The organism is Sphingomonas epibiotica (genome assembly GCF_039615155.1).
Lineage (GTDB): Bacteria > Pseudomonadota > Alphaproteobacteria > Sphingomonadales > Sphingomonadaceae > Sphingomonas.
The window spans coordinates 1-25,587 of the sequence record NZ_JBDGHY010000009.1; the positions used below are offsets into that span (position 1 = coordinate 1).

Annotated in this window: 26 protein-coding genes; 11 read left to right on the forward strand and 15 right to left on the reverse strand. The window is 67.4% G+C overall.

What is annotated here, in order from left to right; genetic code table 11:
- The 9 genes from AAIO73_RS16840 to AAIO73_RS16880 form a co-directional block, all read right to left on the reverse strand.
- On the reverse strand, positions 1-288 hold a 288-nt coding region (locus tag AAIO73_RS16840; protein ID WP_345879536.1), incomplete at its 3' end, for a hypothetical protein.
- Positions 285-506, reverse strand: coding sequence for a hypothetical protein (locus tag AAIO73_RS16845; protein ID WP_345879538.1), 222 nt, complete (start codon positions 504-506; stop codon positions 285-287). The genes AAIO73_RS16840 and AAIO73_RS16845, both read right to left, overlap by 4 nt.
- Before the next feature lie 125 nt (positions 507-631).
- Positions 632-1,009 carry a hypothetical protein gene (locus tag AAIO73_RS16850; protein ID WP_345879540.1) on the reverse strand — a complete coding sequence of 126 codons (378 nt, stop codon included), beginning with the start codon at positions 1,007-1,009 and terminating at the stop codon, positions 632-634.
- A 172-nt stretch (positions 1,010-1,181) separates the two neighbouring features.
- On the reverse strand, positions 1,182-1,718 hold the full coding sequence (locus AAIO73_RS16855) for a Lar family restriction alleviation protein (protein ID WP_345879542.1): 537 nt from the start codon (positions 1,716-1,718) through the stop codon (positions 1,182-1,184).
- The gene (locus AAIO73_RS16860) at positions 1,715-1,945 is read right to left on the reverse strand and encodes a Lar family restriction alleviation protein (RefSeq protein ID WP_345879545.1); all 231 of its coding nucleotides are present in this window, start codon (positions 1,943-1,945) and stop codon (positions 1,715-1,717) included. Before AAIO73_RS16860 ends, AAIO73_RS16855 begins: the two co-directional genes overlap by 4 nt.
- Positions 1,942-2,280: a hypothetical protein gene (locus tag AAIO73_RS16865; RefSeq protein WP_345879547.1), complete on the reverse strand. Its 339-nt coding sequence runs from the start codon at positions 2,278-2,280 to the stop codon at positions 1,942-1,944. The genes AAIO73_RS16860 and AAIO73_RS16865 overlap by 4 nt, the downstream gene beginning before the upstream one ends.
- Complete coding sequence (locus AAIO73_RS16870; protein WP_345879548.1) at positions 2,277-2,444, reverse strand: hypothetical protein; 168 nt, start codon at positions 2,442-2,444, stop codon at positions 2,277-2,279. Before AAIO73_RS16870 ends, AAIO73_RS16865 begins: the two co-directional genes overlap by 4 nt.
- Positions 2,445-2,797: 353 nt before the next feature.
- Positions 2,798-4,666: an acyltransferase family protein gene (locus tag AAIO73_RS16875; protein ID WP_345879550.1), complete on the reverse strand. Its 1,869-nt coding sequence runs from the start codon at positions 4,664-4,666 to the stop codon at positions 2,798-2,800.
- 239 nt (positions 4,667-4,905) lie between these two features.
- Positions 4,906-6,585 (reverse strand): peptide MFS transporter, encoded by a 1,680-nt coding sequence (locus AAIO73_RS16880; protein ID WP_345879552.1) that lies wholly within the window; start codon positions 6,583-6,585, stop codon positions 4,906-4,908.
- A 132-nt stretch (positions 6,586-6,717) separates the two neighbouring features.
- Here AAIO73_RS16880 and AAIO73_RS16885 point away from each other — a divergent pair, with 132 nt between their 5' ends.
- The 3 genes from AAIO73_RS16885 to AAIO73_RS16895 all read left to right on the forward strand — a co-directional run bounded on the left by AAIO73_RS16885 (position 6,718) and on the right by AAIO73_RS16895 (position 8,036).
- A complete protein-coding gene (locus tag AAIO73_RS16885) occupies positions 6,718-7,296 on the forward strand; it encodes a nitroreductase family protein (protein WP_345879554.1) in 579 nt (192 codons plus the stop codon).
- A 38-nt stretch (positions 7,297-7,334) separates the two neighbouring features.
- Entirely contained in the window at positions 7,335-7,694 is a 360-nt protein-coding gene (locus AAIO73_RS16890; protein WP_242119073.1) for a GntR family transcriptional regulator, read from the forward strand.
- Between the two features lie 144 nt (positions 7,695-7,838).
- The gene (locus tag AAIO73_RS16895) at positions 7,839-8,036 is read left to right on the forward strand and encodes a hypothetical protein (RefSeq protein WP_345879557.1); all 198 of its coding nucleotides are present in this window, start codon (positions 7,839-7,841) and stop codon (positions 8,034-8,036) included.
- Position 8,037: 1 nt separating this feature from the next.
- Here the strand turns inward: AAIO73_RS16895 and rsmI are convergent, their stop codons facing one another.
- Positions 8,038-8,874 (reverse strand): 16S rRNA (cytidine(1402)-2'-O)-methyltransferase, encoded by an 837-nt coding sequence (rsmI, locus tag AAIO73_RS16900; protein WP_345879714.1) that lies wholly within the window; start codon positions 8,872-8,874, stop codon positions 8,038-8,040.
- 13 nt (positions 8,875-8,887) lie between these two features.
- On the opposite strand from rsmI, the gene AAIO73_RS16905 reads away from it, so the two are divergent.
- Positions 8,888-10,087, forward strand: coding sequence for a penicillin-binding protein activator (locus AAIO73_RS16905; RefSeq protein ID WP_345879558.1), 1,200 nt, complete (start codon positions 8,888-8,890; stop codon positions 10,085-10,087).
- An 86-nt stretch (positions 10,088-10,173) separates the two neighbouring features.
- Here the strand turns inward: AAIO73_RS16905 and AAIO73_RS16910 are convergent, their stop codons facing one another.
- Positions 10,174-10,989, reverse strand: a complete 816-nt coding sequence (locus AAIO73_RS16910) for an LD-carboxypeptidase (RefSeq protein WP_345879560.1) — start codon at positions 10,987-10,989, stop codon at positions 10,174-10,176.
- Between the two features lie 48 nt (positions 10,990-11,037).
- Between AAIO73_RS16910 and AAIO73_RS16915 the strand changes: the two genes are divergently transcribed.
- Both AAIO73_RS16915 and AAIO73_RS16920 read left to right on the forward strand, forming a co-directional pair.
- A complete protein-coding gene (locus AAIO73_RS16915; RefSeq protein ID WP_345879562.1) occupies positions 11,038-12,456 on the forward strand; it encodes a glutamate ligase domain-containing protein in 1,419 nt (472 codons plus the stop codon).
- Between the two features lie 224 nt (positions 12,457-12,680).
- The gene (locus tag AAIO73_RS16920) at positions 12,681-14,030 is read left to right on the forward strand and encodes an MFS transporter (protein ID WP_345879563.1); all 1,350 of its coding nucleotides are present in this window, start codon (positions 12,681-12,683) and stop codon (positions 14,028-14,030) included.
- 34 nt (positions 14,031-14,064) lie between these two features.
- Here the strand turns inward: AAIO73_RS16920 and AAIO73_RS16925 are convergent, their stop codons facing one another.
- Positions 14,065-15,000 (reverse strand): ROK family protein, encoded by a 936-nt coding sequence (locus tag AAIO73_RS16925; protein ID WP_345879566.1) that lies wholly within the window; start codon positions 14,998-15,000, stop codon positions 14,065-14,067.
- A 209-nt stretch (positions 15,001-15,209) separates the two neighbouring features.
- Here AAIO73_RS16925 and AAIO73_RS16930 point away from each other — a divergent pair, with 209 nt between their 5' ends.
- Positions 15,210-15,581 carry a hypothetical protein gene (locus AAIO73_RS16930; protein WP_345879567.1) on the forward strand — a complete coding sequence of 124 codons (372 nt, stop codon included), beginning with the start codon at positions 15,210-15,212 and terminating at the stop codon, positions 15,579-15,581.
- Here AAIO73_RS16930 and AAIO73_RS16935 read toward each other — a convergent pair.
- Positions 15,578-16,771, reverse strand: coding sequence for an ROK family transcriptional regulator (locus AAIO73_RS16935; protein ID WP_345879568.1), 1,194 nt, complete (start codon positions 16,769-16,771; stop codon positions 15,578-15,580). The genes AAIO73_RS16930 and AAIO73_RS16935 overlap by 4 nt on opposite strands.
- Before the next feature lie 223 nt (positions 16,772-16,994).
- Between AAIO73_RS16935 and AAIO73_RS16940 the strand changes: the two genes are divergently transcribed.
- From AAIO73_RS16940 to AAIO73_RS16955, 4 genes are all read left to right on the forward strand, one after another.
- Positions 16,995-19,508, forward strand: coding sequence for a glycoside hydrolase family 3 protein (locus AAIO73_RS16940; protein ID WP_345879570.1), 2,514 nt, complete (start codon positions 16,995-16,997; stop codon positions 19,506-19,508).
- Between the two features lie 259 nt (positions 19,509-19,767).
- A complete protein-coding gene (locus tag AAIO73_RS16945) occupies positions 19,768-21,267 on the forward strand; it encodes a carboxylesterase/lipase family protein (protein WP_345879571.1) in 1,500 nt (499 codons plus the stop codon).
- Positions 21,264-21,995 (forward strand): GDSL-type esterase/lipase family protein, encoded by a 732-nt coding sequence (locus tag AAIO73_RS16950; protein WP_345879573.1) that lies wholly within the window; start codon positions 21,264-21,266, stop codon positions 21,993-21,995. Before AAIO73_RS16945 ends, AAIO73_RS16950 begins: the two co-directional genes overlap by 4 nt.
- Positions 21,996-22,120: 125 nt before the next feature.
- Positions 22,121-22,453: a hypothetical protein gene (locus tag AAIO73_RS16955; protein WP_345879574.1), complete on the forward strand. Its 333-nt coding sequence runs from the start codon at positions 22,121-22,123 to the stop codon at positions 22,451-22,453.
- Between the two features lie 53 nt (positions 22,454-22,506).
- On the opposite strand, the gene AAIO73_RS16960 is transcribed toward AAIO73_RS16955, so the two are convergent.
- Positions 22,507-23,394 (reverse strand): ROK family protein, encoded by an 888-nt coding sequence (locus tag AAIO73_RS16960; protein WP_345879575.1) that lies wholly within the window; start codon positions 23,392-23,394, stop codon positions 22,507-22,509.
- Position 23,395: 1 nt separating this feature from the next.
- Complete coding sequence (locus AAIO73_RS16965) at positions 23,396-25,267, reverse strand: M61 family metallopeptidase (RefSeq protein ID WP_345879576.1); 1,872 nt, start codon at positions 25,265-25,267, stop codon at positions 23,396-23,398.
- Positions 25,268-25,587: the final 320 nt, after the last annotated feature.

The window sequence follows — 25,587 nt, forward strand, 5'->3', positions numbered from 1 at the left end:
AGCCGGACGCGCATTCAGGACGCCATTCGCAGCGCCCTCGACGAATGCGAGGTGCACCATTTCGGCGATCTTGACGCGGAACCGATCCATTATTTCCTGTGGCGCATGTTTCTCAAACACAGACGCGATAGCGTTGCACATGCGGACAATGCCGGCGCTCTCAATCCACTGATCGGCTACGGCTTCTATTGCATCGAATTTGCCAGCCGCAACGGCTTCGTAAAGCGTCCGAAGTTGCTCCACCGTCACCGGCGCGTCGTTCGTGGGGGTCATGCGGGGGTCGGTCATGCGAAGTGGTCCTTGGCACTGGCAACCGCAGCCATCGCGCGGGCCTGTTGAGCGGGGATAGGATGGCGGCGTTCCAGCTCGCGGCGTCCGATCGCGAAGGAGTGGCGGTAGCACCACGACCGGTTCGCGCTCGGCTCCGGGCAGTCCGGGTCGTGACCGTCGAAGTAGCCTTCCATGTGTTCGCGGTCGTCCTGCGACATGAAGGATAGGTCAGCCATTCGCATTCTCCTGTTTCAGGTGCTGGGCGACGCTGCGACACGGCGCGTACATACATTCTCGATGGCGGTGGCATGACCCGATCCGGCAGCCGCTCACGACCGCCGCAATCGCCGCGACCTCTGCGTCAGTCTGCATGGGGTGCCTCGGGGGTTAGGGCTGCTCGGGCATCTTCCACACGCGACCAGCAAGCGTCATCGGCATTCGGGCCGGGATGCATCGCAATCACGTCCAAGGTTTCACGTAGCCGCTCGTTCTCAGCCTCAAGCGCTTCGATGCGGGCGGCGGCTAGAGCAGCGGCGTTCTGGATATTGTCGACACAAGACACGCCCGTGATGGCAGTTTCGTCCCAATCCTCAGTGTGATGGTACGATTTGCCAGCCCACGCGACCGCGCCGAGGATGCGGTCAACGTCAGCGTTGCCGGTCGGCTCGAAGCCGTAATAGTAGGCGTCCAGATTATCCCGAACGTGGACGGTCTGCCGCCCCACAAGATCGTCCGTCATGGGCGGGTGTCCTTTATAGGTTTCCAGTGGGGACAGGTGCGGGGCGTCCGGCGCAGTCGGCCACCTGCAAATCGAGCGTGCAGGCAATCACTGTGCGCGCCGTATTCGATCACGCACCCGTCAGGCTGCTCGTCATCGCATAGATCAACGTGGCATCCGTATTTCACCCCGCTCACCCCCGTTCTCCGAGGGCTTGGAGGGCGGCGCGGGCAGCTTCACGAAGCCACTGGCGCGGATAGCCACCCTTGGGGATGTCCACGTCGATTGACCCGATACAATCTTCGCTGTCAGCATCCGCAACCGCTTGCAGGATGACCCGCACGTCCCGCTCCACGTCCGCATCCCGGCCTTCGATCGGCGGGGTGGGGGTGGCGGCAAGCATGGCAGGCCACGCCAATCGGAATAGATCACCCGGCATGACCGTCTGCCACTCATCGCCCAGATCATGGTAAGGGCCGACCTTCTCCAACGCCGCGCGCTCCATGGTTTCGGTCGCGACCTTCGGCACCAGCACCCAGCCCGCCGGGGTGGCGCGTCGGTTCCAAGCGGCGATGGCGGTTTCCCGCTGCTCGATCTTGCCATAGGTGGCAAAGCCGACGCCGACGCAGGGGCTTTCGTCCGGGCACAGCTTGTCGCGCTCAACCAGTGTCACCGCCATGCCGCAAAACGGACACGGCAGCAGTTCGCCCGCAGGCACACCCCCGCTCATGCCGAGGGGCCTGATAGGCGGGTGTTCCAACGCGCGATGGCATTAGGCGCATCGGCGTCATGCTCCGGCATGGTAGCGAGGCACGAGCCGCACCACACGGAGTCCGGTCCCAGCATCTCCGGGTTCTCGTTGCCGCAGAACGGGCAGGGCAAGAGCTTGCAGGTGCAATGCTCCGTGCCGTCCTCGTACAGCATGCCGCAGTCGGGATCGTGCGCATTCTCGCTCATGCTGCGGCTCCGGGGGTTAGGGGGGTGTCCTGTTCCCATCCGTCGAGATAGTCCTGCACGGCGACGAGCAGCCGGCAGCCGTCGTCATACTGGCCGCGCTGATCCAGCATCTCGTATTCGGGTGGTGCACCATGCAACAGCGCCAGCACTGAACGGAGGGCATCGGCCATTTGGTAGGCTGTCTCGCGATGGCGCAGGTTCTCCGCGATCGGCATGTCGCCGCGCATTGCCTCTGCGACATCAAGTGTCGCGGCGTTGCCGGCAGCAATCGCGGACAGCGCCATGTCCCATTCCGTGCGGACGTTCGGACAGGCGGCGGGCATATTATCGCTCATGGTCGTACCTTTCCGTCAGCGCGCGTCAGGGCAGCGTTGATCTGCTGGACGACGGCGAAGTTGTTGAAATCTTCGAGGTTCCACATGTGGCGGTGCTCCACCCACAGTGCCTTCTTCGCCTCGACTAGCGCGGCGTAGAGCGCGGGGGCTACCTCTTGGGTCATGTCGCGGGCCAAAACACAGAGCCGTCACGCTCATCGCGTTCGCCCGGTTCGCGACACTTTCTGCATCGCACTTCGGTGCGATACTCGCTGTTGGAAATGCTTTCCACGTCCTGCCAGTCGTGATCGCACACGGCTGGAACAGTGGTCCGCAACTGATCCGCAGAGTCTTGAGAAGTTCCCATATGTTGCCGCTCCGTTCTATCGGATTTGCGGCGTTACGAGAGGGCGTTTTGGGCCGTTAGCTCGGTGTAAACGAGATGCTCTACCAACTGAGCTAAGCGCCCCCGATCGGGGAGCGGCCGGCATACCGTGGTTTCGGCCAAGTGCAACAGGGTTTTCGTGTGGCCGCTCGGTCAGCGGGTGGCGAAGGGCAGTTGCGGACGCATCCGTTCGATCATCAGCCGCGATCCGCGCGCGGTCAGATGGCCATAGTCGAACTGGATCGGATTGCCGTCGTCGGTCCACAGCGTGCAGCGATCCGCGGGGCACAGCGCGCGATAGGTCGAGACATAGCGCGCCCCCGTCGCCGGTACGCGGGCGGCAAGCATCGCATCGAGCCGTTGCCGTGCTGTCACGCGGTGCCGATCGACGATCGCCGGATCGTGGCGATACAGCGCCTCGGCAAGGATGCGGGGCAGGGGGCGGTTGTATTCGGCGATGGGGCCGAAGACCACGACTTGGTCAACATATTGCCGCAGCAGTGCGATCTGCCGTTGCAGCGCCGGCCAGTCGTCTTCGCGCCACAGCGCCGAGAGGATCACCGTATCGACGTGGTGTTTCGGCAGGAAATCGTCGGTCACGTAGCGCATCAGTTGGGTGCAGCGCGCCTCCCCTACCGGATCGGCGACGGGACGGCAGCCCGAGGCATTGGCCTGCAGCACGTTGATGCCGGGCAATGCCGTCAGGCCGCGATAGAAATGCGCGGCATGGCTGTCGCCGAGCAGCAGGACGTTCGGCCGGTCCCGCGACAGGCGCAGGCAATGGTCGCGATCGAACGTCGCGAAGCGGTCATGCGTGGTCAGGAAACACTGCCCAGCGCGCGAATTGGGCGCGGCGCGGTAGCGGACGAACTGCGCGACGCGCTCGACCGCAGCCGGCACCTGCCAATAGGCGCGTGCCGCGAACGGCATCGCAACGACGAAGGCCAGTGTCGCCAGCATCGCCGCGACCCCGATCAGCACGACGCGCCGGGGCGGGACTGCCGAATCGCGCCGGCGGAAGGGTTGTTCGATCCACCGCCAGGAGATCGCCGCGACCAGCAGCGACAGCAGAAGGAAGGCCGCCGATCCGGCAAGCGACTTGATCTCGCGCACCTGCCCGCCCAGCACCCAGAGCGGCCAGTGCCACAGATAGAGCGAATAGGAGATCCGGCCGACGAACCGCGCCGGCTTCAGGCCGAGGATCCGCCCGACCAGCGTCGGCCCGGCAATGCCCGACCAGATCAGACAGGCCGCGCCGATACAGGCGGGCGCGGCGGCCAGCCCCGGAAAGACGCTGTCGCGGGTGAGCAGCAAGGTGCTGCCGACGATCAGTGCGACGCCGATCACCGCGACCAGTTCGGCGACGCCGCGATGCCGTGCCGCCGGCACCATGCCGAGCGCCAGCACCGCGCCGATCATCAGTTCCCATGCGCGATACTGGACCAGATAGAAGGCGGCAGAGGCATCGTCGGCGACGCGCCCCTGCGCCAGCGCCAGCGACGCGACCAGCACGACCGCGACCAGCGGCTTCAAACCGGCACGGAACCGCCGATATGCCAGCGCCAGCAGCGGCGGGAAGAACAGATAATATTGCTCCTCGACCGAGATCGACCAGGTGTGGAGCAGCGCGTTGAACCGCGATGCCGAATCGAAATAATCGGTGCCGAGATAGAAATAGACGTTCGAGACGAACAGGATCGACGCGGTCGCGTTCTTCGCCTGCTGCGCGGTTTCGCTGGGAAACAGCAGCGCGAACGACGCCAGCAGCACCGCGACATAGACCGCGATCAGCGCCGGAAAGATGCGCCGCACCCGCCGTTCGTAGAAGTGCCAGAGCGAGAAGCGCCCGGCCTGCACCTCGCCGTGTACGATGCCGGTGATGAGATAGCCCGAAATGACTAAGAAGATGTCGACCCCGACGAACCCGCCGGGGACGAATTTCGCAAAGCCGCAGTGGAAGGCGACGACCAGCAGCGCGGCGACCGCGCGCAGCCCGTCAATGTCGTCGCGATACCGGATCATCGGGCGCGGCCGAAGCGCGATGACGTTGCGCCAACCCCATCGTCCGTTCGTCCTGCGTAGCCATTGCGCATGTCGAAATGGCGTATCGAAGGATCGTCCGGTGCAGGTGCTTCGATACGGGTCTTCGACAAGCTCAGCCCCTACTCAGCACGAACGGTTCAACTGGTTGTCATCATGTTCTGCGGGTATCCGATGCGATGCGGAACGGTCGTCGAGAACCGTCCCGCATCGCGATCCGGTCAGCGCTGTTCCTTCCACACGTCGACGCCCGCCGCCTTCGGCTCGCCGATCGCGGCCTCGCCGGCGAGGCTGTGGTCGACATCGTCCTTGAGCGTGTCGAGGTGCATCCACCGCTTCACGATCGGGGAGAGCAGCAGCACGACCACACCGATGCCGATCGTCCACAGACCGATAGTCGTATAGACCGACAGCGTGCCCTCCTTGGTCATCTCCCCGTCATGGCCGCCGGTCGCCTCGCCGATCTTGCCCGCGACGAAATTGCCGACCGCGGTCATGTAGAACCATGCACCCATGATGAGCGAGGCGAGATATTTGGGGGCCAGCCGGTTCATCGCCGACAGCCCGACCGGCGACAGGCACAGTTCGCCCGACGTCTGGAGGAAATAGAACAGGAAGACGAAGGCGACCGGGGTCGCGACTTCCGGCCCGACGCTGTTCGCGCCCCAGACGAAGGCGAGGAAAGCGAGGCCGACCAGCATCAGCGCCACCGCGAACTTGGCCGGTGCCGACGGCTCGCGTCCGCGCCGCGCGAGGAAGCCCCAGAAGCCGGCGAAGATCGCACCGAGCAGGATGATGTAGATCGAGTTGACCGACTGGAACAGCGACGCCGGCACCCCGCCGCGATCGACATAGCGGTCGGTATAGAGATTGAAGCTGCCCCCCGCCTGTTCGAACAGGCCCCAGAAGATCGGGTTGAGCGCGATCAGGAACAGGATGGCGAACATCCGGTCGCGGGCATGGGGTTCGAGCTTGAAGGCTTCGAACAGGACATAGCCGAGCAGTGCGACGCCCGAGACGATGAGCAGCGTCTGGATGACGTCCTGATACTGGATCAGGCCCCACATCACCGCGACCGCGACGATACCGGTCCCGTAGAGCAGCCATTCGAACGGCATGCCGGCCACGCGCCGCTTGAGCGCCGCCGGGTCGGGCGCCTCGCCGCGACCGTTCAGCAGCCCCTTGCCGACCACGAACACCAGCAGGCCCGCGATCATACCGATGCCGGCGAGGCCGAAGCCCCATGCCCAGCCGACCGTCTGTCCCAGATAGCCGACAAGGATCGAACCCGCCGCCCCGCCGAGATTGATGCCGATATAGAAGACGGTATAGGCCGAATCGCGGCGCACGTCCGTCAGCTTGTACAGCTGTCCGACCATCACCGAGATATTGGCCTTCAGAAACCCCGCGCCGACGATGATGAGGGCGAGGGCCAGCCAGAAGATGTTGATCGCGGGATCGGCCTGTTTGACCGCGGCGTCGGTGACGCCCTCCATCCCCTCGAACGCCATGAACAAATGGCCGAAGGCGAGCAGCACGCCGCCGAACAGCACCGCCTTGCGCTGTCCCAGATAGCGGTCGGCGAGATAGCCGCCGAGCACGGGGGTGATGTAGACCAAAGCGGTATAGCCGCCATAGATCAGGTTCGCCTTGCCGTCGCTGAACAGCCAATGCTGCGTCAGGTAGAAGATCAGGATGGCGCGCATCCCGTAATAGGAAAACCGCTCCCACATCTCCGCGAAGAACAGCATGTAGAGGCCGCGCGGGTGGCCGGCGAATTCGGGCTTGCGGCTGAACCCCACCGCCAGTCCGCCCGCGAGGAATGCGGCGAGGATGAAGGTCGCGATCGCGGCGATCCAGTCAGCCTCGCTCCATAGTGCAAACGCCTTGAATTCAGGCACGCTTTTGTCCCTTGTCCTTGGGTATCGTCATCGGGCCGCTACGCGCCCGTCTCCTGTCGCCAATTGGTAACGCAAGAAACGGCAATGCCAAGCGCATTGTGTGGGCCGGGTCGGTGCCCTACTTGGCCGGGCATGACCTTCAACGACCTTTCCACGCCGCTTCGCTATCTGGAAACGCGCCGTTCGGGCAAGCCGCGCGACATGGTGGCGCCGGGGCCAAGCGATGCCGAGATCGATGCGATGATCGCGATCGCCGCGCGCACGCCCGATCATGGCAAGCTGTCGCCGTGGCGGTTCGTGGTGATCCCGCGCGCGCGTCGCGCGGCGTTGGCGGCGCTGCTGCGCGATGCCTTTGCCGCGGACAATCCGGGCGCGACCGAAGCGCAACTCGACGCCTGCGACCGCTTCGCGCACGAGGGCGAGGCGTTGATCGTCGTCCTGTCCGCGCCGGTCGACAGCCATATCCCGCTATGGGAGCAACTGATGTCGACGGGGGCGGCGACGATGAACCTGCTCCACGCCGCGCATGCCATGGGCTATGTCGCGAGCTGGCTGACGGGATGGGCGGCGTTCAGCCCCAGGGTCCGCGACGCGTTCGGTTCGGGTGACGAAGCCATTGCCGGCTTCGTCTATATCGGGTCGCCGGGGCGGCCGCTCGACGAACGGCCGCGTCCCGAGCTGGCGCGAATCCGTACGGTTTGGGCCGGGTGAGCGGTGGACTTCCCCGGCCGTTGCTGTATTAAGTCAGCATGACAGCGATCGACCATGAGGACACGCCCGTCTATCTTCGCCTGCGCGCGCTGATCGCGGCGGCGATCCTGCGCGGGGAATATCGGGCGGGCGACCAGCTACCCTCGGTCCGGGCCTTTGCGGCCGAACATGGTGCCAACCCGCTGACCGTGGCCAAGGCGTACCAGACATTTCAGGACGATGGCTATGTCGAGGTGCGGCGCGGCGTTGGCATGTTCGTGCTGCCCGGCGCGGTCGAGCGGCTGCGCGTGGCGGAGCGCGAGCGATTCCTGACCGGCCACTGGCCCCGGATACGCGCGCATATCGCGTTGCTGGGGCTTGACGCGCAAAGCCTGCTGGACGAACGGACGCCCGCGTAACCGGACGTGCGGCGGGCCGGTTCGCGTAACCGTCCAACCGTGGCACAATGTTCGGAACCTTTGGTGGCTTCGTCGATTTTTCAGCGCCTTCAGCACGGAACTGCGAAGCGGTGGTGGCGTTCCCTTTTCGACAGGGAGAATGCCATGGAACGATCCGTTCAATTCCATACGCGGGTACCGCTTTACGCGCTGCACGGGCGCAATACTTGTCCCAGCTGCGGCGCCTCGCAATGGTTTGTCGGACGGATCATCGCCGAATGCGCTTGTTGCGGCGATACGCTGCCGATCAACGCCGCCGTCCGCCCGCTGCAGACGCAGGCGTTCGGCACCATCGCCGCCTGATTCACCCCTCCTTCAACGCCATCGCCCGCGCATAGAGTTCGCGCCGGTCCATCCCCAGCGCCTTGGCGACCTCGCCTGCCGCCTTCGACGCGGGTAGCCGGGTCAGCGCCTCGCGCAGCGCGCTGTCGGCATCCGCCGCGGTCGCGGGGGGCGAGGCGCCGGGCGGGGCGACCACAATGACGATCTCGCCCTTTGGCGGCGCGTCGGCATAGCGGGCGGCGAGCGTCGACAGGCTGCCGGTCACGCATTCCTCGAACTTCTTGGTGATTTCGCGCGCGACGCCCGCATCCCGGTCGCCCAGCCCCTCGGCCAGCGCCGCCAGCGTCGCCGACAGGCGCGGCCCGCTTTCGTAGAAGATCAGCGTCGCACGAATGGCGGCGATCTCGGCGATCGAGTCGGCGCGGGCATGCGCCTTGGGCGGCAGGAAGCCGGCGAACAGGAACCGGTCGGTCGGCAGTCCGGCGAGCGTCAGCGCCGCCACTGCCGCGCATGGCCCCGGGATCGTCACCACCGCATGGCCCGCCGCGCGGGCATCGCGGACCAGCTTGTATCCCGGATCCGAAATCAGCGGCGTGCCCGCGTCCGACACCAACGCCACCGCTTCGGACGCCATCCGCGCGATCAGGCCGGGGCGCATCCCCTCGGCATTATGGTCGTGATAGGGGATCATCGGCCGCTTCACGCCGATATGGCGCAGCAGCCCGGCGGTCACCCGGCTATCCTCGACCGCGATAATGTCGGCGCGCGATAAAATATCGGCAGCGCGCGGACTTAGGTCTGCGAGATTGCCGATCGGGGTCGCGACGATGTAGAGGCCGGGCTCAAGTTTTTCGGTCATCAGGGATAGGGTCATGGCAGAGACGATAGCGCCCCGGCAATGGCGGCACCATTTCGCGCGCGCCACGGCGCTGCTGGGCGCGGCATTGCTGGCGGGGTGCGCCACGCTGGTGCCCAAGGGGCCGGTCGAACAGGCGCCGCCCACGACCACCCGTCCGCAACCGACCCGGCCCGCGCCGGTGACCGGCGGCATTCCCGAAGATACGCAGCGCCACCGCGTCGCGCTGTTGGTGCCGATGACCGGTCCCAATGGCGGCGTCGGCCGATCGATCGCCAATGCGACCCAGCTGGCGCTGCTCGACACCCGCAGCGAACGGGTGCGAATCACCACCTATGACACCGCCACCGGTGCCGCCGCCGCTGCACAGCGCGCGATCGCGGAAGGCAATCGCCTGATCCTCGGCCCGCTGCTCGCCGATGATGTTCGTGCGGTCGCGCCGATCGCGCGCGGCGCGAAGGTGCCGGTCATCAGCTATTCGAACGACGTGTCGGTCGCGGGCAACGGCGCCTATCTGCTCGGCTACACGCCCGCCCAGTCGATCGAGCGCGTCGTCGGCTTCGCGCGCACCAGCGGCATCAGCAAGTTCGCCGGGCTGGTGCCGGCGGGCGTCTATGGCCAGCGCGCCTCGACCAGCTTCCTGCGCGCGGTCGAACAGGCGGGCGGACAGGTCGTGTCGATCCAGACCTATGATCGCGGCAGCGGACAGGTGGCGGCTGCCGTCACCCGCCTGTCGCGCACCTCGCCCTATGAAGCGGTGCTGATCGCCGATCAGGCCGGCACCGCGGCGCTGGCGGTGCCCGCGATCCGCAAGTCGCCCAGCCGCACCGCCAAGGTGCTCGGCACCGAGCTGTGGAATACCGAGACCGGCCTCGGATCGATGCCGGCGCTTAACGGCGCATGGTATGCGAGCGTGTCGAACACGCTCTACCGGCAGTTCGCGACCAAATATCGCGCGCGCTTCAACGCCGCGCCGTACCGCCTGTCGAGCCTTGGCTATGATTCGGTGCTGCTGACCGTGCGCATCGCCCGCGACTGGCCGATCGGCCGCGACTTTCCCGAAAGCCGGTTGCGCGGCGACGACGGCTTTGCCGGCCTCGACGGCGCCTTCCGCTTCGGCCGCGACGGCATCGCCGAACGCGCGCTGGAGGTACAGGAAGTGCGCACCGGCGGCGCGGTGACCGTCAGCCCGGCGCCGCGGACGTTCGGGGGGTAATCCGTCCCCGCTACTATCCTTCGTCCTGGTGCAATGCTGGCCGTGGCTACGCTATCCGCGCTGGTTCGGGCGCGGGTGGCGACGCTTCACGCCACCCCGAACGGCACCACCATATTGTCGGCATAATGGCCGACATGCGCCCGCCCTAGATAGGGCACGCCCATCGCGCCGGCCCAGCGGGTGACGATCTGTTCCTCGGTCTCGCCGAAGCCGGTGTCGTCGGGGTGCCGATCGGTCACCGCGCCGAGGCGGATGCCGGCGATGCCCTTCAGCTGCGTCGCCTCGCGCAATTGCCAGAACAGCCGGTCGATGCGGTAGAGGTCCTCGCCGACTTCCTCGACGATGACGACATGGTCGGTCAGGTCGGGCAGCCACGGCGTGCCGATCAGCGCACACAGGATGACGAGGTTGAACGCGACACTTGGGCGCCCGTCGAGTTCGGGTGCCAGTACCGACCGGTCGCGGTTCACCAGCCATGCCAGCGAACGCGCCGCGCTGTTGGTGCCGCCCGCCTTGCCGACCTGTGCCGCCATCGGGCCGTGGACCGGCCGTCCGATCCGCCGGGCGTAGAGTGCGCCGAGCAGAAACCCCATGTCGGAAAAGCCGACATAGGTCTTCGCCGCCGCCGCGCGGTTGAGCTGCGGCATGACCATGTCGAGGATGCGGTTCGACCCATAGCCGCCGCGCGCGAACCAGATCGCGTCGAAGCCCGGATCGTTGGCGAATTCGAGGAAGGCGGCGGCGCGCTGTTCGTCGGTGCCGGCGAAATGCCCGGCGTCGAGAAAACATTGCGGATGCACCACCAAATCGACCGAGGGGTAGGTCAGCGCGGCATAGCCCTGTGTCCGCGCCATCTGCTCCTCGTCCACGCGCCGCGCCGGGGCCACCACACCGATCCGCATCCTGCAACCCCGCTTGCCACTGAAGGACAAGGTCGATAGCCCCGCGCGATGCTGTACGGCAAATCCTTCTTCCTCGTCGGGATCGGCGGTTCGGGCATGTTGCCGCTCGCCATGATCCTTGCCGGGCGCGGCGCAACCGTGGCCGGATCGGACCGATCGCTCGACCAGGCGAGCCTGCCCGCCAAGTTCGACGCGCTGCGCGCCGCCGGCATCGCGCTGTTCCCACAGGACGGCAGCGGCATCGTCTCGGCCGACCAGATCGTCGTCGCCTCCGCCGCCATCGAACCGACCGTCGCCGATATCGTCGCTGCCGAGGCAGTCGGCGCGAAGCGGATGGGCCGCGCCGAATTGCTCGCGATACTGTTCAACGCCGCGCCGCTGTCGATCGGGGTGGCAGGCACCAGCGGCAAGTCGACGGTCACCGGCATGATCGGCTATGTGCTGCACGCGCTCGGCCGCGATCCGACTGTGATGAACGGCGCGGTGATGAAGGATTTCGTCGCCCTCGACCGGCCCTTCGCCAGCGCATTGGTCGGGCAGGGCGATGCGTTCGTCAGCGAGGTCGACGAGAGCGACGGGTCGATCGCCTATTACCGGGCGCAGGTCGCGGTGCTGAACAATGTCAGCCTCGATCACAAGACGCTGGCGGAGTTGCGCGACCTGTTCGGCGGCTTCGCCGATCGCGCAGGCCATGTCGTCATTAATGTCGGCGATGGCGAGGCGGCGGCGCTGGCGGCGGCGGTGCCGGCGGCGAAGCGAACGACCTTCGCGGTCGAGGGCAAGGCCGATCTGGTCGCCCGCGCGCTGGTGCTCGACCCCTTTGCCAGCCGCTTCGAACTGGTCGCGGACGGGCAGGTCCATGCGGTGCGGCTGGCGGTGCCGGGGCGGCACAATGTCGCCAACGCGCTGGCGGCGATCGGCGCGGTCGTTGCCGCCGGGGTGCCGATCGCCGATGCGGTCGCGGCCATCGCCGGCTTTTCGGGCCTGAAGCGCCGTTTCGAATGGGTCGGCACGGCACGCGGGGTCAGCGTCATCGACGATTTCGGGCATAATCCCGACAAGATCGCCGCGACCATCGCCACGCTGCGCACCCAACCGGGGCGGCTGCTGCTGTTCTTCCAGCCGCATGGCTATGGCCCGCTCAAGGTCATGCGCCGCGAACTGGTGACGATGTTCGCGCGCGAACTGCACGGCGACGACCTGCTGGTGCTGCCCGATCCGGTCTATCGCGGCGGCACGGTGACGCGCGAGGTCACCAGCGCCGACATCGTCGGCGACCTGACCGTGCAGGGCGCCCCGGCGCGCCATATTCCCGACCGTGCGGCGGCGGCGGCGCATCTGGTGGCGCAGGCGCGCGACGGCGACCGGATCGTGGTGATGGGCGCGCGCGACGATACGTTGTCCGAACTGGCGGCGCAGATGCTGGGGATGTTGGGGCGAATTGGCCAAGCCGTTCGTCCTGAGTAGCCATTGAGCGAAGTCGAAAGGGCGTGTCGAAGGACTGTTCCTGGCGGTGCTTCGATACGGGTCTTCGACTTCGCTCAGCCCCTACTCAGCACGAACGGTTTGTTTTCAGGTGGCTGCCGAACGTCGCGAAGATCTACCCCGCCTTGACATTCCCCCGGCCCTCGGCGAGCGCACAAATACCATAAACAAATAGTCGAATTAGTCCGACTAAGGGGAGCGCCGCATTGGCTGACAAACAGGCGGGTTCCGCCACCACCGGGCTGGCATTTGCCGCCGTCACCACCCTGTTCTTCGCCTGGGGGTTCATCACCTCGTTGATCGACCCGCTGGTCGCGGCGGTGAAAGGTATCTTCACCCTGACCGATTTCGAGGCGCAGTTGGCCGCCTCCGCCTTCTTCCTTGCGTACGGCCTGATCTCGATGCCGGCGGCGATCCTGCTCGGCCGGTTGCGTGCGGTGCCGTCGATCCTGTTCGCGCTGGTGACAATGGTCGTCGGCTGCCTGACGATGCTGGTCGCGGCGAACCTTGCGGTGTTCCCGCTGGTGCTGCTCGGCCTGTTCATCCTCGCGGCGGGTATCACCGTGTTGCAGGTCGCGGCGAACCCGCTGGCCGCCGCGCTCGGCGATCCGAAGCTCAGTCATTTCCGCCTGACGCTCAGCCAGACGTTCAATTCGTTCGGTACCTTTCTCGGGCCGCTGCTGGGGGCCAGCCTGTTCCTCGAAGGGGTCGAGGTGAAGGACGGCACGGTGTTGACGGACGCGGTGCGCGCCGGTGCGCTGGCCGGCATCGATCGCGCCTATTTCTGGATCGCTGGGCTGATCGCGGCGCTGGCGGTGTTCTTCTTCCTCAGCCGTCGGGTGGTGTCGGCAGCGGTGCCCGCAGCGCCGGCCAAAGTGGCGGGGCCGGGCGCGCTGCTCGCCGATGCGTTCTCGTCGCGCTGGGCGCTGCTCGGGGCGAGCGCGATCTTCCTCTATGTCGGCGCCGAAGTCGCGATCGGGACGCAGATGGCGCTGTTCTTGAACGCCGATGGTGTCTGGGGCGCGTCGGACGCGCCGTTCGGCGTGCCGCTGCTGGGCTTCGCGATGGGCAGCGACGGCGTGCCCGGCGTGTCGTTGCAGGAAGCGGGCAAGGCCGTCGCCTTCTATTGGGGCGGGGCGATGGTCGGGCGCGCGATCGGGTCGGTGCTGCTGTCGAAGGTGAAGGCGTGGAAGCTGATGGCGCTGTTCACCGCGATTGCGGTCGGCATGTGCCTGTATGTCGCGGGCGTGGGCGGGGTCACCGCCGGGTTCGTCGCGCTGTCAATGGGCCTGTTCAACTCGATCATGTTCCCGGTGATCTTCACCCTGACCCTCGAACGCTCAACCGCCAGCGAGGCGGCGACCTCCGGCCTGCTGTGCACCGCGATCTTCGGCGGGGCGGTGATCCCGCCAGTAGTGGGACTGGTGTCGGGCGCGGTCGGCCATGGGCCGGCGTTCCTCGTGCCGGCGATCTGCTATGCGGCGCTGTGCGGCTTCGCCATCGCCGCCGGACGGACCGCGACGCGCAACGTCGCTTCGGCGAAGAGCCTGCACTGACCGGACGGGGCGGGCGTCGCTGCCCGCCCCCGCTTCACGCCGCGACGCGCGCCCGCAGCGCATTCTGCGCCAGCGCGATCGAGCCGAGCGGCCCCGCCTGATCGCCGAGCGCCGGGGCGACGACATAGTCGCGTGCCGGCAGCGGCAGATAGCCGTTGATGCTCTCCCGCAGTGCCGGTTCGATCCGCATGAGCAGATGCGGCTGCTTGTTCATCACCCCGCCGCCGATCGCGATCCGCTTCGGCCCGGTGGTGCACACCATCGCATGGCACATGGCGACGATCGACGCGGCGACGCGGTCCCAGACCGGATGGTCGGGCGACAGCGTCGACACATGGACGTCGCCCAGCGCCGCCTTGATCCCCGTGCCCGATGCCAGCCCCTCGACGCAATCGTCATGGAACGGGCAACCGCTCGCCAGCGTATCGCCCGGCAGGCGTGGGGTGCGTAGATGGCCGATCTCGGCATGGCCGATCCCGCGCGTCGGCTGGCTGTTGACCAGCAATCCCACGCCGACGCCGGTGCCGATGGTCACATAGGCGAAGTCGTCCAGCCCCTGCGCACAGCCCCATAGCGTTTCGGCGAAGGCCGCGCCGTTGACGTCGGTATCGAAGGCATGGGGAACATCGAACATCGCCGACAGCCGGCCGGCGACGTCGGTCATCGGCCAGTCGGGCTTGGTCGTGGCGAGGATATGCCCCCAGGTCGGCGAAGCGGGGTCGAGATCGACCGGGCCGAAGCTGGCAATGCCGAGCGCCGCGAACCCGGTCGTGTCCCACCAACGCTGCAGCACGGCGGCAATGGCGGGCAGGGTGACGTCGGGATGCTCGGTCGGCACCGTTTCCTGCGCCAATATCCGGCCCGGGCCGCGCGCCAGCGTGCAGACGCACTTGGTCCCGCCCAGTTCGATCCCGGCCAGCGGCAGGTCGCCCCGGTCGCGCGCCGCCAAGGGATCGATCGTAATGTTCATTCGCGAAAATCCTGTCACCGGTGAAAGTGCGCAACGTCGCAGCCTTGGCAGCAGAGCGCAATTAGCAAAATTGTTTTGTTTAATAAAATTGATCGTGTCGAGGACATGCCGTCCGGCAGTGCGGCAAATTTCGTATAATTTTTGCCTGGCCGCTAACCGAACGGCAAGGACCGCCATGCCAAAGCTGTCGGTTGGAAATGGAGTCGGCGATGCAGGCGAATGCGAAGGGTGCGGCGGCGGGGGCGGGCGGACGGTTCGAACTGGCATTCGCGGCGCAGTTCAAGGGGAGCGCCGCCCAGCCGGCGTCTGCCGTGTCGCCACCCGATATCCGCGACATGACCCCGCGCGAAATGGCCGATTACGGCTTTCACCTGTTCGCGGAAGGCGCGATCGACATCCATACGCTGCACCGCTTCCGCCGCGAACTGATCGCGACCGACGGGACGCCCGCCGCCGACGTGAAGATGGATTTCGCCGCACAGGCGCGCGAGCGTCTGGCGCATCTCGATGCGGTGTTCGAACCCAAATCCTCGGTCGCCTATCGTTCGCTGCGTCACCTGCTCGACTTTGCGAGGCCCTAACCGGCGTCCGCGGCCTTCCACAAAGCGGTCGCGCTCGGCAGCAGGAAGTGGCTGAACGGCAGGATCGCCGCACCCACCGCCGGCGCATCCTCGGCCAGCATCGCGCGGCGCACCGGCGCGAGGGCGGGAACGTTGGTCGCCTTCACCCGCAACCGTTCGTTCAGCCGTGCGGCCAGCGTCTCGACATGCCGCCCCGGCAGCCGTCCGCCGACGAAGATCGCCGCCGGATTGATGAGGCAGTTGATCGCGATCATCGGTTCGACCAGCCGTTCGACCGAGGCGTCGATCCATGCATCGACCACCGCCAGCAGCTCGGCAGGATCGTGCTCGCCCCGGATGTCGCCGAGGGTGAAGCCCGCGCGTCGCAGCGGATGCGACAGGCCCGACAGCGATACGGTGTGCTGGATCTGGGTCTGCCCGCCCTTGCCGTCGCTGCCCAGCAGGAAGCCGAGTTCGCCCGATCGCCCGCTTGCCCCTCGGAAATAGCTGCCGTCGATCACCAGCCCGCCGCCCAGCGCCGAGGAGATCAGGACGTAGAAGAAACTGGCCTGTTGCTGGCCATGCCCCAGTTGCAACTCGCCCATCGCCGCTGCCGCCGCGTCGTTCTCGACGAAGACCGGCCGGTCGATCGGCGCGGCGAACAGCGCGGCCAGGTCGACGCTTTCCCATTCGGCATAGCTGGCCGGGCGGCCGGGCAGATCGACGGTGCCGAGATCGTCGGGCCGCGCCACGCCGATGCCGACGATGCGTCCGGCATCGATGCCGGCTTCGGCGACCAGCCCCTCGACCGCCGATCGATAGAAGTCGGTTACATCGTCCGGCAGCGCGAAATCGACGTCGCGGCTGGCGCGCGCCAGCGTCTGCCCTGTGAAGTCGACCAGCACGATCGTCACATGATCGCGGTCGATATTGATGCCGATCGCGTAGCAGGCGGCGGGATTGACGATCAGCTTGGTCGGCGGCTGCCCGCGCCCACCGCGCCGCTGTCCGGCCTCTAGGATCAGCCCTTCGCTCAGCAGCCGGCGGGCGATGTTGGCGATCGCCGGCGGGGTCAGTCCGGTGATATTGGCCAGATCGATGCGGGTCAGCGACCCCGACACCCGGATGGCGTGCAGCGTGATCCGCTGGTTATGATCGGCGGCCCGTTCGAGATTGGTCCCCGACAGGCGGATCGACGCACCATCGGTCACGACCGGAGGTCCCGGGCGGGCAGGGGGCAGGACACGCGATATCTCCCAGTCACGGCGGCGCCGTTCGTTCTTTTGCCGAAGCGTGGACCAGTGGACAGGTCAGTTCAATCGGAAAGCGGTTTGCCGAAACGCCGGACGGGACATTGACAACGTTGTCGGAATTGGCGAACGGGGGCCAAAGAGGCGCTTGTGACGCGATCACGGGCAAAGGGAGGGTGATGCGATGAAACCGGTACCGCAATTTCTGCTGTGCACGATGCTGGCCGGTATCGGGCTTGCCCCGCCCGTGGCGGCGCAGACCGTACCGGCACCCGCGCCCGCCGCGACCGTCCATCCCGAACTCTGGCCGCGTGCCAACTGGCCGTACAAGGCCGATCCGGCGATCGAGAAGCGCATCGCCGACCTGCTGCGGAAGATGACCGTCGAGGAAAAGGTCGGACAGGTCGTGCAGGGCGATATTGCCAGCCTGACGCCCGACGACGTGAAGCGCTATCACCTCGGATCGGTGCTGAACGGCGGCAATTCCGCGCCGAACAACGACGAATTCGCGCCCGCCTCCGAATGGCTGAAGCTCGCCGACCGTTTCTATGCGGCCTCGGTCGACAAGAGCGATGGCGGCGTCGGCATTCCCGTCATCTGGGGCACCGATGCGGTCCATGGCCACAGCAATATCGTCGGCGCGACGCTGTTCCCGCACAATGTCGGTTTGGGCGCGATGCACGACCCGGCGCTGATGCGTCGGATCGCGCAGGCGACGGCGGCCGAGATCCGCGCGACCGGCATCGAATGGACCTTCGCGCCGACCATCACCGTGCCGCAGGACCTGCGCTGGGGCCGCGCCTATGAAGGCTATTCGTCCGATCCGAAGCTGGTCGCCAGCTATGTCACCCAGTTCATCGAAGGGCTGCAGGGTGCGCCGGGGTCGACCAACCAGTTGAAGGGGCCGTACGTCCTCGCCTCGACCAAGCATTTCCTTGCCGATGGCGGGACGTTCGGCGGGCAGGATCAGGGCGACGCCAAAATCCCCGAAACGACGCTGCGCGACATTCACGGCACCCCCTATGTCTCGGCGATCAATGCCGGGGTGCAGACGGTCATGGCCAGCTTTTCGAGCTGGAACGGCGAGAAGGTGACCGGGCACAAGGGGCTGCTGACCGATGTGCTGAAGCAGCGCATGGGTTTCGGCGGCTTCATCGTCAGCGACTGGAACGCGCACGGCCAAGTTGCGGGCTGCACCAATGCCTCGTGCCCGCGCGCGATCAATGCCGGGCTGGACATGTATATGGCGCCCGACAGCTGGAAGCCGATCTGGGAAAACCTCGTCCGCCAGGTCAAGTCGGGCGAAGTGCCGATGGCGCGCCTCGACGACGCGGTATCCAACATCCTGCGCGTGAAGGTGCGCGCCGGCCTGTTCGAGGCGGGCAAGCCGTCATCGCGTCCGCTGTCGGGCAAGTTCGACCTGCTCGGCAGCCCCGAACACCGCGCCATCGCGCGCGAGGCGGTGGCCAAGTCGCTGGTGCTGCTGAAGAACAACGGTTCGGTCCTGCCGATCAGGGCCGGCGCGCGGGTGCTGGTCGCGGGCGATGGCGCCAACGACGTCGCGCGCCAGTCGGGCGGCTGGACGCTGACATGGCAGGGGACCGGGATCGACCCCAAATATTTCCCCGGCGCGACCTCGATCTGGCAGGGAATCGATGCGGCGGCCAAGGCGGCCGGGGGCATGGCGACGCTGTCGGCCGATGGCAGCTTCACCGGGCAGAAGCCCGACGCCGCGATCGTGGTGTTCGGGGAAACCCCCTATGCCGAATTCCAGGGCGATATCAAAACGCTCCAGCTCCGCCCCGAACTCCGCGCACCCATCGAAACGATGAAGAAGCTGAAGGCGCAGGGGATTCCGGTCGTCGCGCTGATGCTGACCGGACGGCCGCTGTTCGTGAACGCCGCGATCAACGCCGCCGATGCGTTCGTCGTCGGCTGGCTGCCCGGATCGGAGGGCGCGGGCGTCGCCGACGTGCTGCTCGCCGGGCAGGGGGGCAAGGCGAAGCGCGACTTCACCGGCACGCTGTCCTTCGCGTGGCCGGCGACCGCCGACGCGACCGGACCGACGCAATTCCCGATCGGTTACGGCCTGACCGCTGCCAGCAAGGCCGCCGTGCCGACGCTGTCCGAAGACCCCAAGGTCGCCGAGGCCGATGCCGGCGACGTGTTCATGGACAAGGGCCTGCCCGCGACCGCATGGTCGCTGGAGGTCGGCGGTGCCGGCACCGGCGGCAACACCCGCATCACCACCGTGCCCGCGCAATCGGGAGCGGGCCGGGTCAAGGTCACCGCGACCGACCATGGCGTACAGGAAGGCGCGCGCCGCTTCATGATCGACGGCAGCGGCCCGGCGCAGATCGTGCTGAGCACCCAGTCGCCGGTCGACCTGACGCGCCAGACCAATGGCGACGTGATGCTGGTATCGACGATGCGCGTCGACGCCGCCCCGACCCGGCCGGTCACGCTGTCGCTGCGCAGCGGCCCCGGCGGCGGACAGGTGGCACTCGGCCGGCTGGAGCGGTTGACGGTCGGTCAGTGGAAGACGCTGGGCGTGCCGCTCAAATGTTTCGGCGGCAACGTGAACATGGCCAAGGTCGATACGCCCTTCGTGCTTTCGACCGACGGCAAGCTGACGGTCAGCGTCGCGCGCGTGGCGCTTGGCACCACGGCGGACGTGAAGGTGACTTGCGCGAAGTAAACATCCTCCCCGCTGCGCGGGGAGGGGGACTATGCGCAGCATGGTGGACGGGGTGTGCCCGCAAACGAAACGGCACCGTCAAAATCCTCCCCGGCACGGGGAGGGGGACCGCCCGAAGGGTGGTGGAGGGGGTTCGCCGCGCAACGCAACCGTTCCGAGTGAGGATACCCCCCTCCACCAGCTTCGCTGGTCCCCCTCCCCGTGCCGGGGAGGATTTGCTACCGGCAGGAACCCGACCACAAACCACAGGGGCATGGTGATGAAGGCAATCTGGGCATCTCTCCTGTTGGGTGTCGTAACCCCCGCCATCGCACAGGAAGCCACGCCCCCCGCCGCGCCCGTCCCGCCCCGCGTCTCGGTCTCGGGCGGGATCGTCGAAGGCAAGGCCGAGCCCGACCGCATCCTGTTTCGCGGCATCCCCTTCGCCGCGCCGCCGCTGGGCGCCAATCGCTGGCGCGAACCGCAGCCGGTGGTCGAATGGCTCGGCATTCGCACCACCACCGCACAGGCACCCGCCTGTCTCCAGAACGACTATGGCTGGAACCATGCCGACCATGTCTATGCCGCCGAGGATTGCCTGACGCTCGATGTCGGTACCCCGGCGCTGACCGGCAAACGCCCGGTGATCGTGTGGATCCATGGCGGCAGCAACCGCGCGGGATCGGCGGGCGACATGGCGCTTTCGGCGATCGGCAAGCGTGACGTCGTGGTCGTCGCCATCCAGTATCGCCTTGGCATCTTCGGCTTCCTGCCGCACCGGGCGTTGGCGGTGGAGGCGAACGGCACCGGCGGCAATTACGGGCTGATGGACCAGATCGCGGCGCTGCGCTGGGTTCGCGACAATATCGCCAAGTTCGGCGGCGACCCCGACAATGTCACTATCGCCGGGGAAAGCGCCGGATCGCAGGACGTCTCGCTGCTGCTCGCCTCGCCGCTCGCGCGCGGTCTTTTTTCAAAAGCGGCGATGGAGTCGGGCACCCCCGGCTTCGGCCTGCCATGGCGTCCGCTGAAGGAAGCGTTCCGCATCGGCGACCAGCTCGACGTGCTGCTCGGCACTCGCGGGACGGCGGCGCTGCGGAGCGCCTCGCCCGCCGCGCTGCTGGCGGCCGACCTGAAGCTGCACGACGCGAAGCTGACCGCCGACGATTATCTGTACCTGCGCACGACGATCGACGGCGCGGTGTTGCCCGACACGCCCGACCGGCTGTTCGTCACCGCGCCGAAGCGCCCGGTCCTGATTGGCAGCAATATGCTCGAACTCGACCTGCCCGGCGGCCGCCCGGCGCGCGACGGCTTCGTCGACCTGTCGTTCGGCGCCAATGCGGAAGGCGCGCGGACCTTCTACCGGCTCGACGACCCCGATCCCGTCGCCCATCCGCGCATGGGCAGCCGCGACCAGCAGATCGCGACCGACGCCACCTTCCGCTGTCCGGCGGGGTCGCTCGCCAATCTGCTCGCCGGCCGCAACTGGCCGGTCTGGCGCTATGAATTCGACATGGCGGGCGATGGCGGGCCGGGCCGCACCGCCCATGCCGCCGAGATCGGCTATATTTTCGCCGATCGCCGCGTCGGACCGGTATCGATGCAGGACTATTGGGTCGCCTTCGCCGCGACCGGCGACCCGAATGGCGAGGGTCGCCCGGCATGGCCACGCACGGCCAAGGGCAAGCCCGCCAACATCCTGTTCGACGCCCGCGGGGCCACGCCTCGCGACGGCGACATCCGCCCCGAAATCTGCCGCTTGCAAGGATCGCTATGACCCCCGATCGCCGTCATTTCCTCGGCCTCGCCGCCGGTGTCGCCCTGCTTCCCGCCGCTGCCTGCGCGCAGGAGGAAAGCTATGAGGCCAAGCGCCAGCGGCAACTCGCGACCGACTGGCCGTGGCTCGGCCGCTACGCCGCCGACAATGCCTCGCTCGCCGCGTCGGGCCGGCCGACCGACATCGTGTTCATGGGCGATTCGATCACCGAAGGCTGGGTCGGCAAGCGCCCCGAATTCTTCCACGCCGGCCGGGTCGGACGCGGGATCAGCGGGCAGACGACGCCGCAAATGGTGCTGCGGATGATGGCCGACGTCATCGCCCACCGCCCGAAATTCGTCCACATCATGGCCGGCACCAACGACATCGCCGGCAATACCGGGCCGATCACGCCGCAGCAGACGCACGACAATCTGGCGATGATGGTGATGCTCGCGCGGGCTGCGAAGATCGGCGTGCTCCTCGCCAGCGTGCCCCCGGCAGACGCCTTTCCATGGCGTCCCGGCCTCGCCACCGTCGCACCGATCCGCGCGCTCAATGCCTGGATCAAAACCTATGCCGCACAGACTGGCGCGACCTTTGTCGACTATACGCCGGCCCTTGCGACGCCCGGCGGGGCGATGAAGCCGGGTTTCGCCGATGATGGCGTCCACCCGACCGCCGCCGGCTATGCCGCGATGGAGGCGGTGCTGACGCCGATCCTGCGCGCGAAGCGACTGGCCGTCTGACAAGCTGAACGAACCCGCCGCCGCCGCGACATTCCGACACAATTTTCGCGGGTTGGCGACAAACCCTTGCGACACGCCGCCCCCATTTTCTGTTCAGCCCAAGGGGTTCGAACAGGAGAAAAATCATGAAGAAGTTCGCACTGATGCTCGCCGGCCTCGGCGTCGCCATGACCGCGCTGCCCGCCGCCGCGCAGCCATGGCAGTCGGTCAACCAGCGTCAGGCGCAGATCGAGCGCCGCATCGATCAGGGCATCCGTAGCGGCGCGCTCAGCCGCCGCGAAGCGACCAATCTGCGCGCCGAATTCCGCCAGATCGCGCAGCTCGAACAGCGCTATCGCCGGTCGAACGGTCTGTCGATGCAGGAACGCCGCGATCTCGACCGCCGCGTCGACGCGCTGGCGTACAAGGTCCGCGTCGACAAGCGCGACCGCAACAACCGCCCGGGCTATCGCCGGTAAGGATCGCAACCAGGACCGTATCCCCGCGCAGGCGGGGGTACGGGTACGCCAGCCTATCCCCCCGCGACGAATGCCCCGATCAACCCCGCATCCGCGCCCAGCCGCCCCGGCACGACGACCGCCGTCGCCGCCGGGGTCAGCAAATTCGCCCGCACCCGCGCGTCGAGCGCCGCGATCAACCCGCGCGCATTGGCCAGCCCGCCTCCGACCGGCACGATCGTCGCCGACACGGCATGGAGCAGCATCGCCAGCGGTCCGCCGACCAGATCGCACCAGTAATCGACCGTCGCCACCGACTGCGCGTCACCGCCCTCTGCGCCACGCGTGATCGCGATACTGTCGGCATCGACCCCGTGCAGAAACCGGTGCAGCCGCTCCAGCCCGCGCGCGCTGCCGATCGTGTCGAGACAGCCCTTCCGTCCGCAGCCACAGGCGAATACCGGATTGGCCCCCGGCGCGATGCGGCTTTCCGGCACGACCTGTCCATGGCCCCATTCGCCGCCGATCCCGCCGGCGCCGCTGACAATCCGGCCGTGCTCGACCAACCCGCCCCCGACTCCGGTGCCGAGGATGATGCCGAAGACCCGCGCATGCCCGACCGCGACGCCGCGCGCCGCCTCCGCCAGTACGAAGGCATCGGCATCGTTCACCACCCGCACCGGCACCCCCAGCGCGGCGGACAATTCCTCGCCCAAGGCGCGCCCGTCGATTGAGCGGATATTGGCGCTGGTGACGATGCCCGAACGCGGATTGACCAGCCCGGCGGTCGCGATCGACACCCGGTCGCACGCCACCGCCGCCAGCGCATCGGCGAACAGCGCGACGAACGCCGCCCAGTCGTCGACCGGGGTCGGCAGCTTCCGTCGCCAGCCGATCGCGCCTGCATCGTCGAATGCGGCGATCTCGACGAACGACCCGCCGACATCGGCGCACAGCCGCATGCTACGCGCCCAGCCAGGCCTTGCGGAACGCCTTCTGCCGCGCGGTCGGCGCCTGCCCGACCGTCTCGCCACGCACCACCTCCAGCGTCGGATCGGCTGCCGGGGTCAGCGTCACGCTACGTTCGGTCCCGAACCGGCTATAGCGCAGTTCGACCGGCGCGCCCGGCTTCAGCGTCGCGACCGCCGCATTCCACGCCGCGCCATTCGCGATCGCCTGCCCGCCGACCGCGACGATCACGTCACCCCGGTCGAGCCCGGCGGCGAACAAGGGCGAGTTCTGCGCCGGCGGGAAGGTCAGCGTCACCCCCACCGCCTCGTCGCTCGCCGCCGTCCGCCCGATCCAGCCGCGCGTCGGCGCGGCAGGCCGCAGCACCAGCCCGGCCTGTGCCAGCAGCGGCGCGAAATCGGGCAGGCCGCTGCCATCGATCGACCGTGCGCAGAACGCATCGGCAAAGCCCTGGTCCCCCGTCGTCGCGGCCAGCGCCGCGCGCAGATCGGCGGGGGTATAGGCCTGTTCGTTCCGGCCATGCCGCGCCCACAGCGTGCGCATGAAATCGTCGAGGCTCTTGCCCGCAAAACGCTGCCGCAGTTCGAGGTCGAGCGCCATGCCGATGATCGCGCCGTAAGGATAATAGGACACGAAGATGTTGGGATCGACCGGATCGATCGAGCGCGCGGCATCGACGAACGGCGCGCGCAGGCTCATCTCCTGCGGCGAGGCGTTGACCCGTGCCGCGATCCGCGCCGGATTGTTGACGATGCCGCTCAGCATCGGCCCCATCTCGCCCAGATATTCGTCGACGCTGGACAGTCCCGCGCGGCGGATCGACAGCGGCCCGTAATAGCTGGTGAACCCCTCGGCCAGCCACAGCGACGGCGTCGGATTGGCGCGGGTGAAGTCGAACGGTTCGAGTTCGGCCGGGCGGATGCGCTCGACATTCCAGCTATGGAAGAACTCGTGCGCCAGTGTGCCCAACTGGTCGTCCTTCGCCTCGGCCAGCGATCGCTTGTCGGTGATGATCGTCGAGTTGCGATGCTCCATCCCGTCGCCGGTGATCGACGGGCGATAATCGGCGATGAAGGTATAGCGGCCGAAATCATAGGGCGCAGGCGCGCCGAAGATGCGGATCTGCTCGCGCACCACCCGCTTCGCCTTCTCGGTAAAGCGGTCCATGTCCGCAGCGCTGCCGTCATGATGCAGCGCCAGGCGATAGGTCTTGCCGCCCTCCTGCCATTCGCGGACCATATGGTCCGACAGCTCGGTCGGGCTGTCCATGAAATATTGCAGGTTCGGCGCCCAATAGGTGTCCGCCGCATCGCTTTCGGGCAGCTGCGTCGCGACCTTCCATTTCGGGTCGGGGCGCTGGAAGCGGACGCGGATCGGCTGCGCATCGTAACCGCTCGCCCACAGGAAGGTCGCCGGCATGTTGAGGTGCGCATGGCTGGTGTCGATCTGCGCATAGGTGCCGTCGCCATGATCGGCGAACAGCGTGTAGGTGACCACGACCGTGCCGTCATGCTCCGCGACGCTCCAGCCATAGGGATCGCTGCGCGTCAGCTTCAGCGGCCGGCCGGCGCCGTCGGTGGCGCTGACGTCATAGACGTTCTTGGCGAACTCATGGATCGCATAGCGCCCCGGCGAAGACCGCGACATCTGCACGCGCAAGGGACCGGCGGGCACCCCGGTCCAGGTCGCGGTGATCCGCGCGCGGTGATGCGGGACCTGCGGGAACGACACGTCGTAGCGCACCTTCGCCGCCACGCCCGGATCGCGCTGGCCGGGGGCGGGGGCCGGATGCACCGGCGCGGTCTGCGCCAGCGCGGGGAGCGCGATCGAGGAAGCGAGCAGGGCGGCGAACAGCGAACGGACCATGGAGGCTCCCTCGGGGAAAGATCGGAGCCTTCTAGGCCGGGAGGTGGAAGTTTTGGAAGCGCTTTGCCGCGTGCGCCGCGCTGATCGGTGCCCCGCCGTCACCCCGCGACAAACGACGTGCGAGCTTTCGCTGCGGCATTGCCCGCACCGGGGAGGGGGCGGCGCAGACCGCCGCTTTCCTACAGTACAGCCGCTACGCTATCATTCGTCCGCTCTTTCCCATCGCCAAACCCCGATGCCATACCGGGCTCGACCCGGGGGCGCGCTTCCGGAGGGGACGACCGACCAGCCGCACCCGCCGCGCGTACTGCGCACGAGTG

What these genes read in the sequence shown, in the direction of transcription:
- AAIO73_RS16895 (WP_345879557.1), top strand. Translation starts at nt 7,839, where the DNA reads ATGGAACGATCCGTTCAATTCCATACGCGGGTACCGCTTTACGCGCTG.
- AAIO73_RS16860 (WP_345879545.1), bottom strand. Translation starts at nt 1,945, where the DNA reads ATGAGCGAGAATGCGCACGATCCCGACTGCGGCATGCTGTACGAGGAC.
- AAIO73_RS16950 (WP_345879573.1), top strand. Translation starts at nt 21,264, where the DNA reads ATGACCCCCGATCGCCGTCATTTCCTCGGCCTCGCCGCCGGTGTCGCC.
- AAIO73_RS16925 (WP_345879566.1), bottom strand. Translation starts at nt 15,000, where the DNA reads ATGAACATTACGATCGATCCCTTGGCGGCGCGCGACCGGGGCGACCTG.
- rsmI (WP_345879714.1), bottom strand. Translation starts at nt 8,874, where the DNA reads ATGACCGAAAAACTTGAGCCCGGCCTCTACATCGTCGCGACCCCGATC.
- AAIO73_RS16940 (WP_345879570.1), top strand. Translation starts at nt 16,995, where the DNA reads ATGAAACCGGTACCGCAATTTCTGCTGTGCACGATGCTGGCCGGTATC.
- AAIO73_RS16915 (WP_345879562.1), top strand. Translation starts at nt 11,038, where the DNA reads ATGCTGTACGGCAAATCCTTCTTCCTCGTCGGGATCGGCGGTTCGGGC.
- AAIO73_RS16870 (WP_345879548.1), bottom strand. Translation starts at nt 2,444, where the DNA reads ATGACCCAAGAGGTAGCCCCCGCGCTCTACGCCGCGCTAGTCGAGGCG.
- AAIO73_RS16930 (WP_345879567.1), top strand. Translation starts at nt 15,210, where the DNA reads ATGCAGGCGAATGCGAAGGGTGCGGCGGCGGGGGCGGGCGGACGGTTC.
- AAIO73_RS16965 (WP_345879576.1), bottom strand. Translation starts at nt 25,267, where the DNA reads ATGGTCCGTTCGCTGTTCGCCGCCCTGCTCGCTTCCTCGATCGCGCTC.
- AAIO73_RS16875 (WP_345879550.1), bottom strand. Translation starts at nt 4,666, where the DNA reads ATGATCCGGTATCGCGACGACATTGACGGGCTGCGCGCGGTCGCCGCG.
- AAIO73_RS16955 (WP_345879574.1), top strand. Translation starts at nt 22,121, where the DNA reads ATGAAGAAGTTCGCACTGATGCTCGCCGGCCTCGGCGTCGCCATGACC.
- AAIO73_RS16890 (WP_242119073.1), top strand. Translation starts at nt 7,335, where the DNA reads ATGACAGCGATCGACCATGAGGACACGCCCGTCTATCTTCGCCTGCGC.
- AAIO73_RS16850 (WP_345879540.1), bottom strand. Translation starts at nt 1,009, where the DNA reads ATGACGGACGATCTTGTGGGGCGGCAGACCGTCCACGTTCGGGATAAT.
- AAIO73_RS16960 (WP_345879575.1), bottom strand. Translation starts at nt 23,394, where the DNA reads ATGCGGCTGTGCGCCGATGTCGGCGGGTCGTTCGTCGAGATCGCCGCA.
- AAIO73_RS16885 (WP_345879554.1), top strand. Translation starts at nt 6,718, where the DNA reads ATGACCTTCAACGACCTTTCCACGCCGCTTCGCTATCTGGAAACGCGC.
- AAIO73_RS16855 (WP_345879542.1), bottom strand. Translation starts at nt 1,718, where the DNA reads ATGAGCGGGGGTGTGCCTGCGGGCGAACTGCTGCCGTGTCCGTTTTGC.
- AAIO73_RS16910 (WP_345879560.1), bottom strand. Translation starts at nt 10,989, where the DNA reads ATGCGGATCGGTGTGGTGGCCCCGGCGCGGCGCGTGGACGAGGAGCAG.
- AAIO73_RS16905 (WP_345879558.1), top strand. Translation starts at nt 8,888, where the DNA reads ATGGCAGAGACGATAGCGCCCCGGCAATGGCGGCACCATTTCGCGCGC.
- AAIO73_RS16845 (WP_345879538.1), bottom strand. Translation starts at nt 506, where the DNA reads ATGGCTGACCTATCCTTCATGTCGCAGGACGACCGCGAACACATGGAA.
- AAIO73_RS16945 (WP_345879571.1), top strand. Translation starts at nt 19,768, where the DNA reads ATGAAGGCAATCTGGGCATCTCTCCTGTTGGGTGTCGTAACCCCCGCC.
- AAIO73_RS16865 (WP_345879547.1), bottom strand. Translation starts at nt 2,280, where the DNA reads ATGAGCGATAATATGCCCGCCGCCTGTCCGAACGTCCGCACGGAATGG.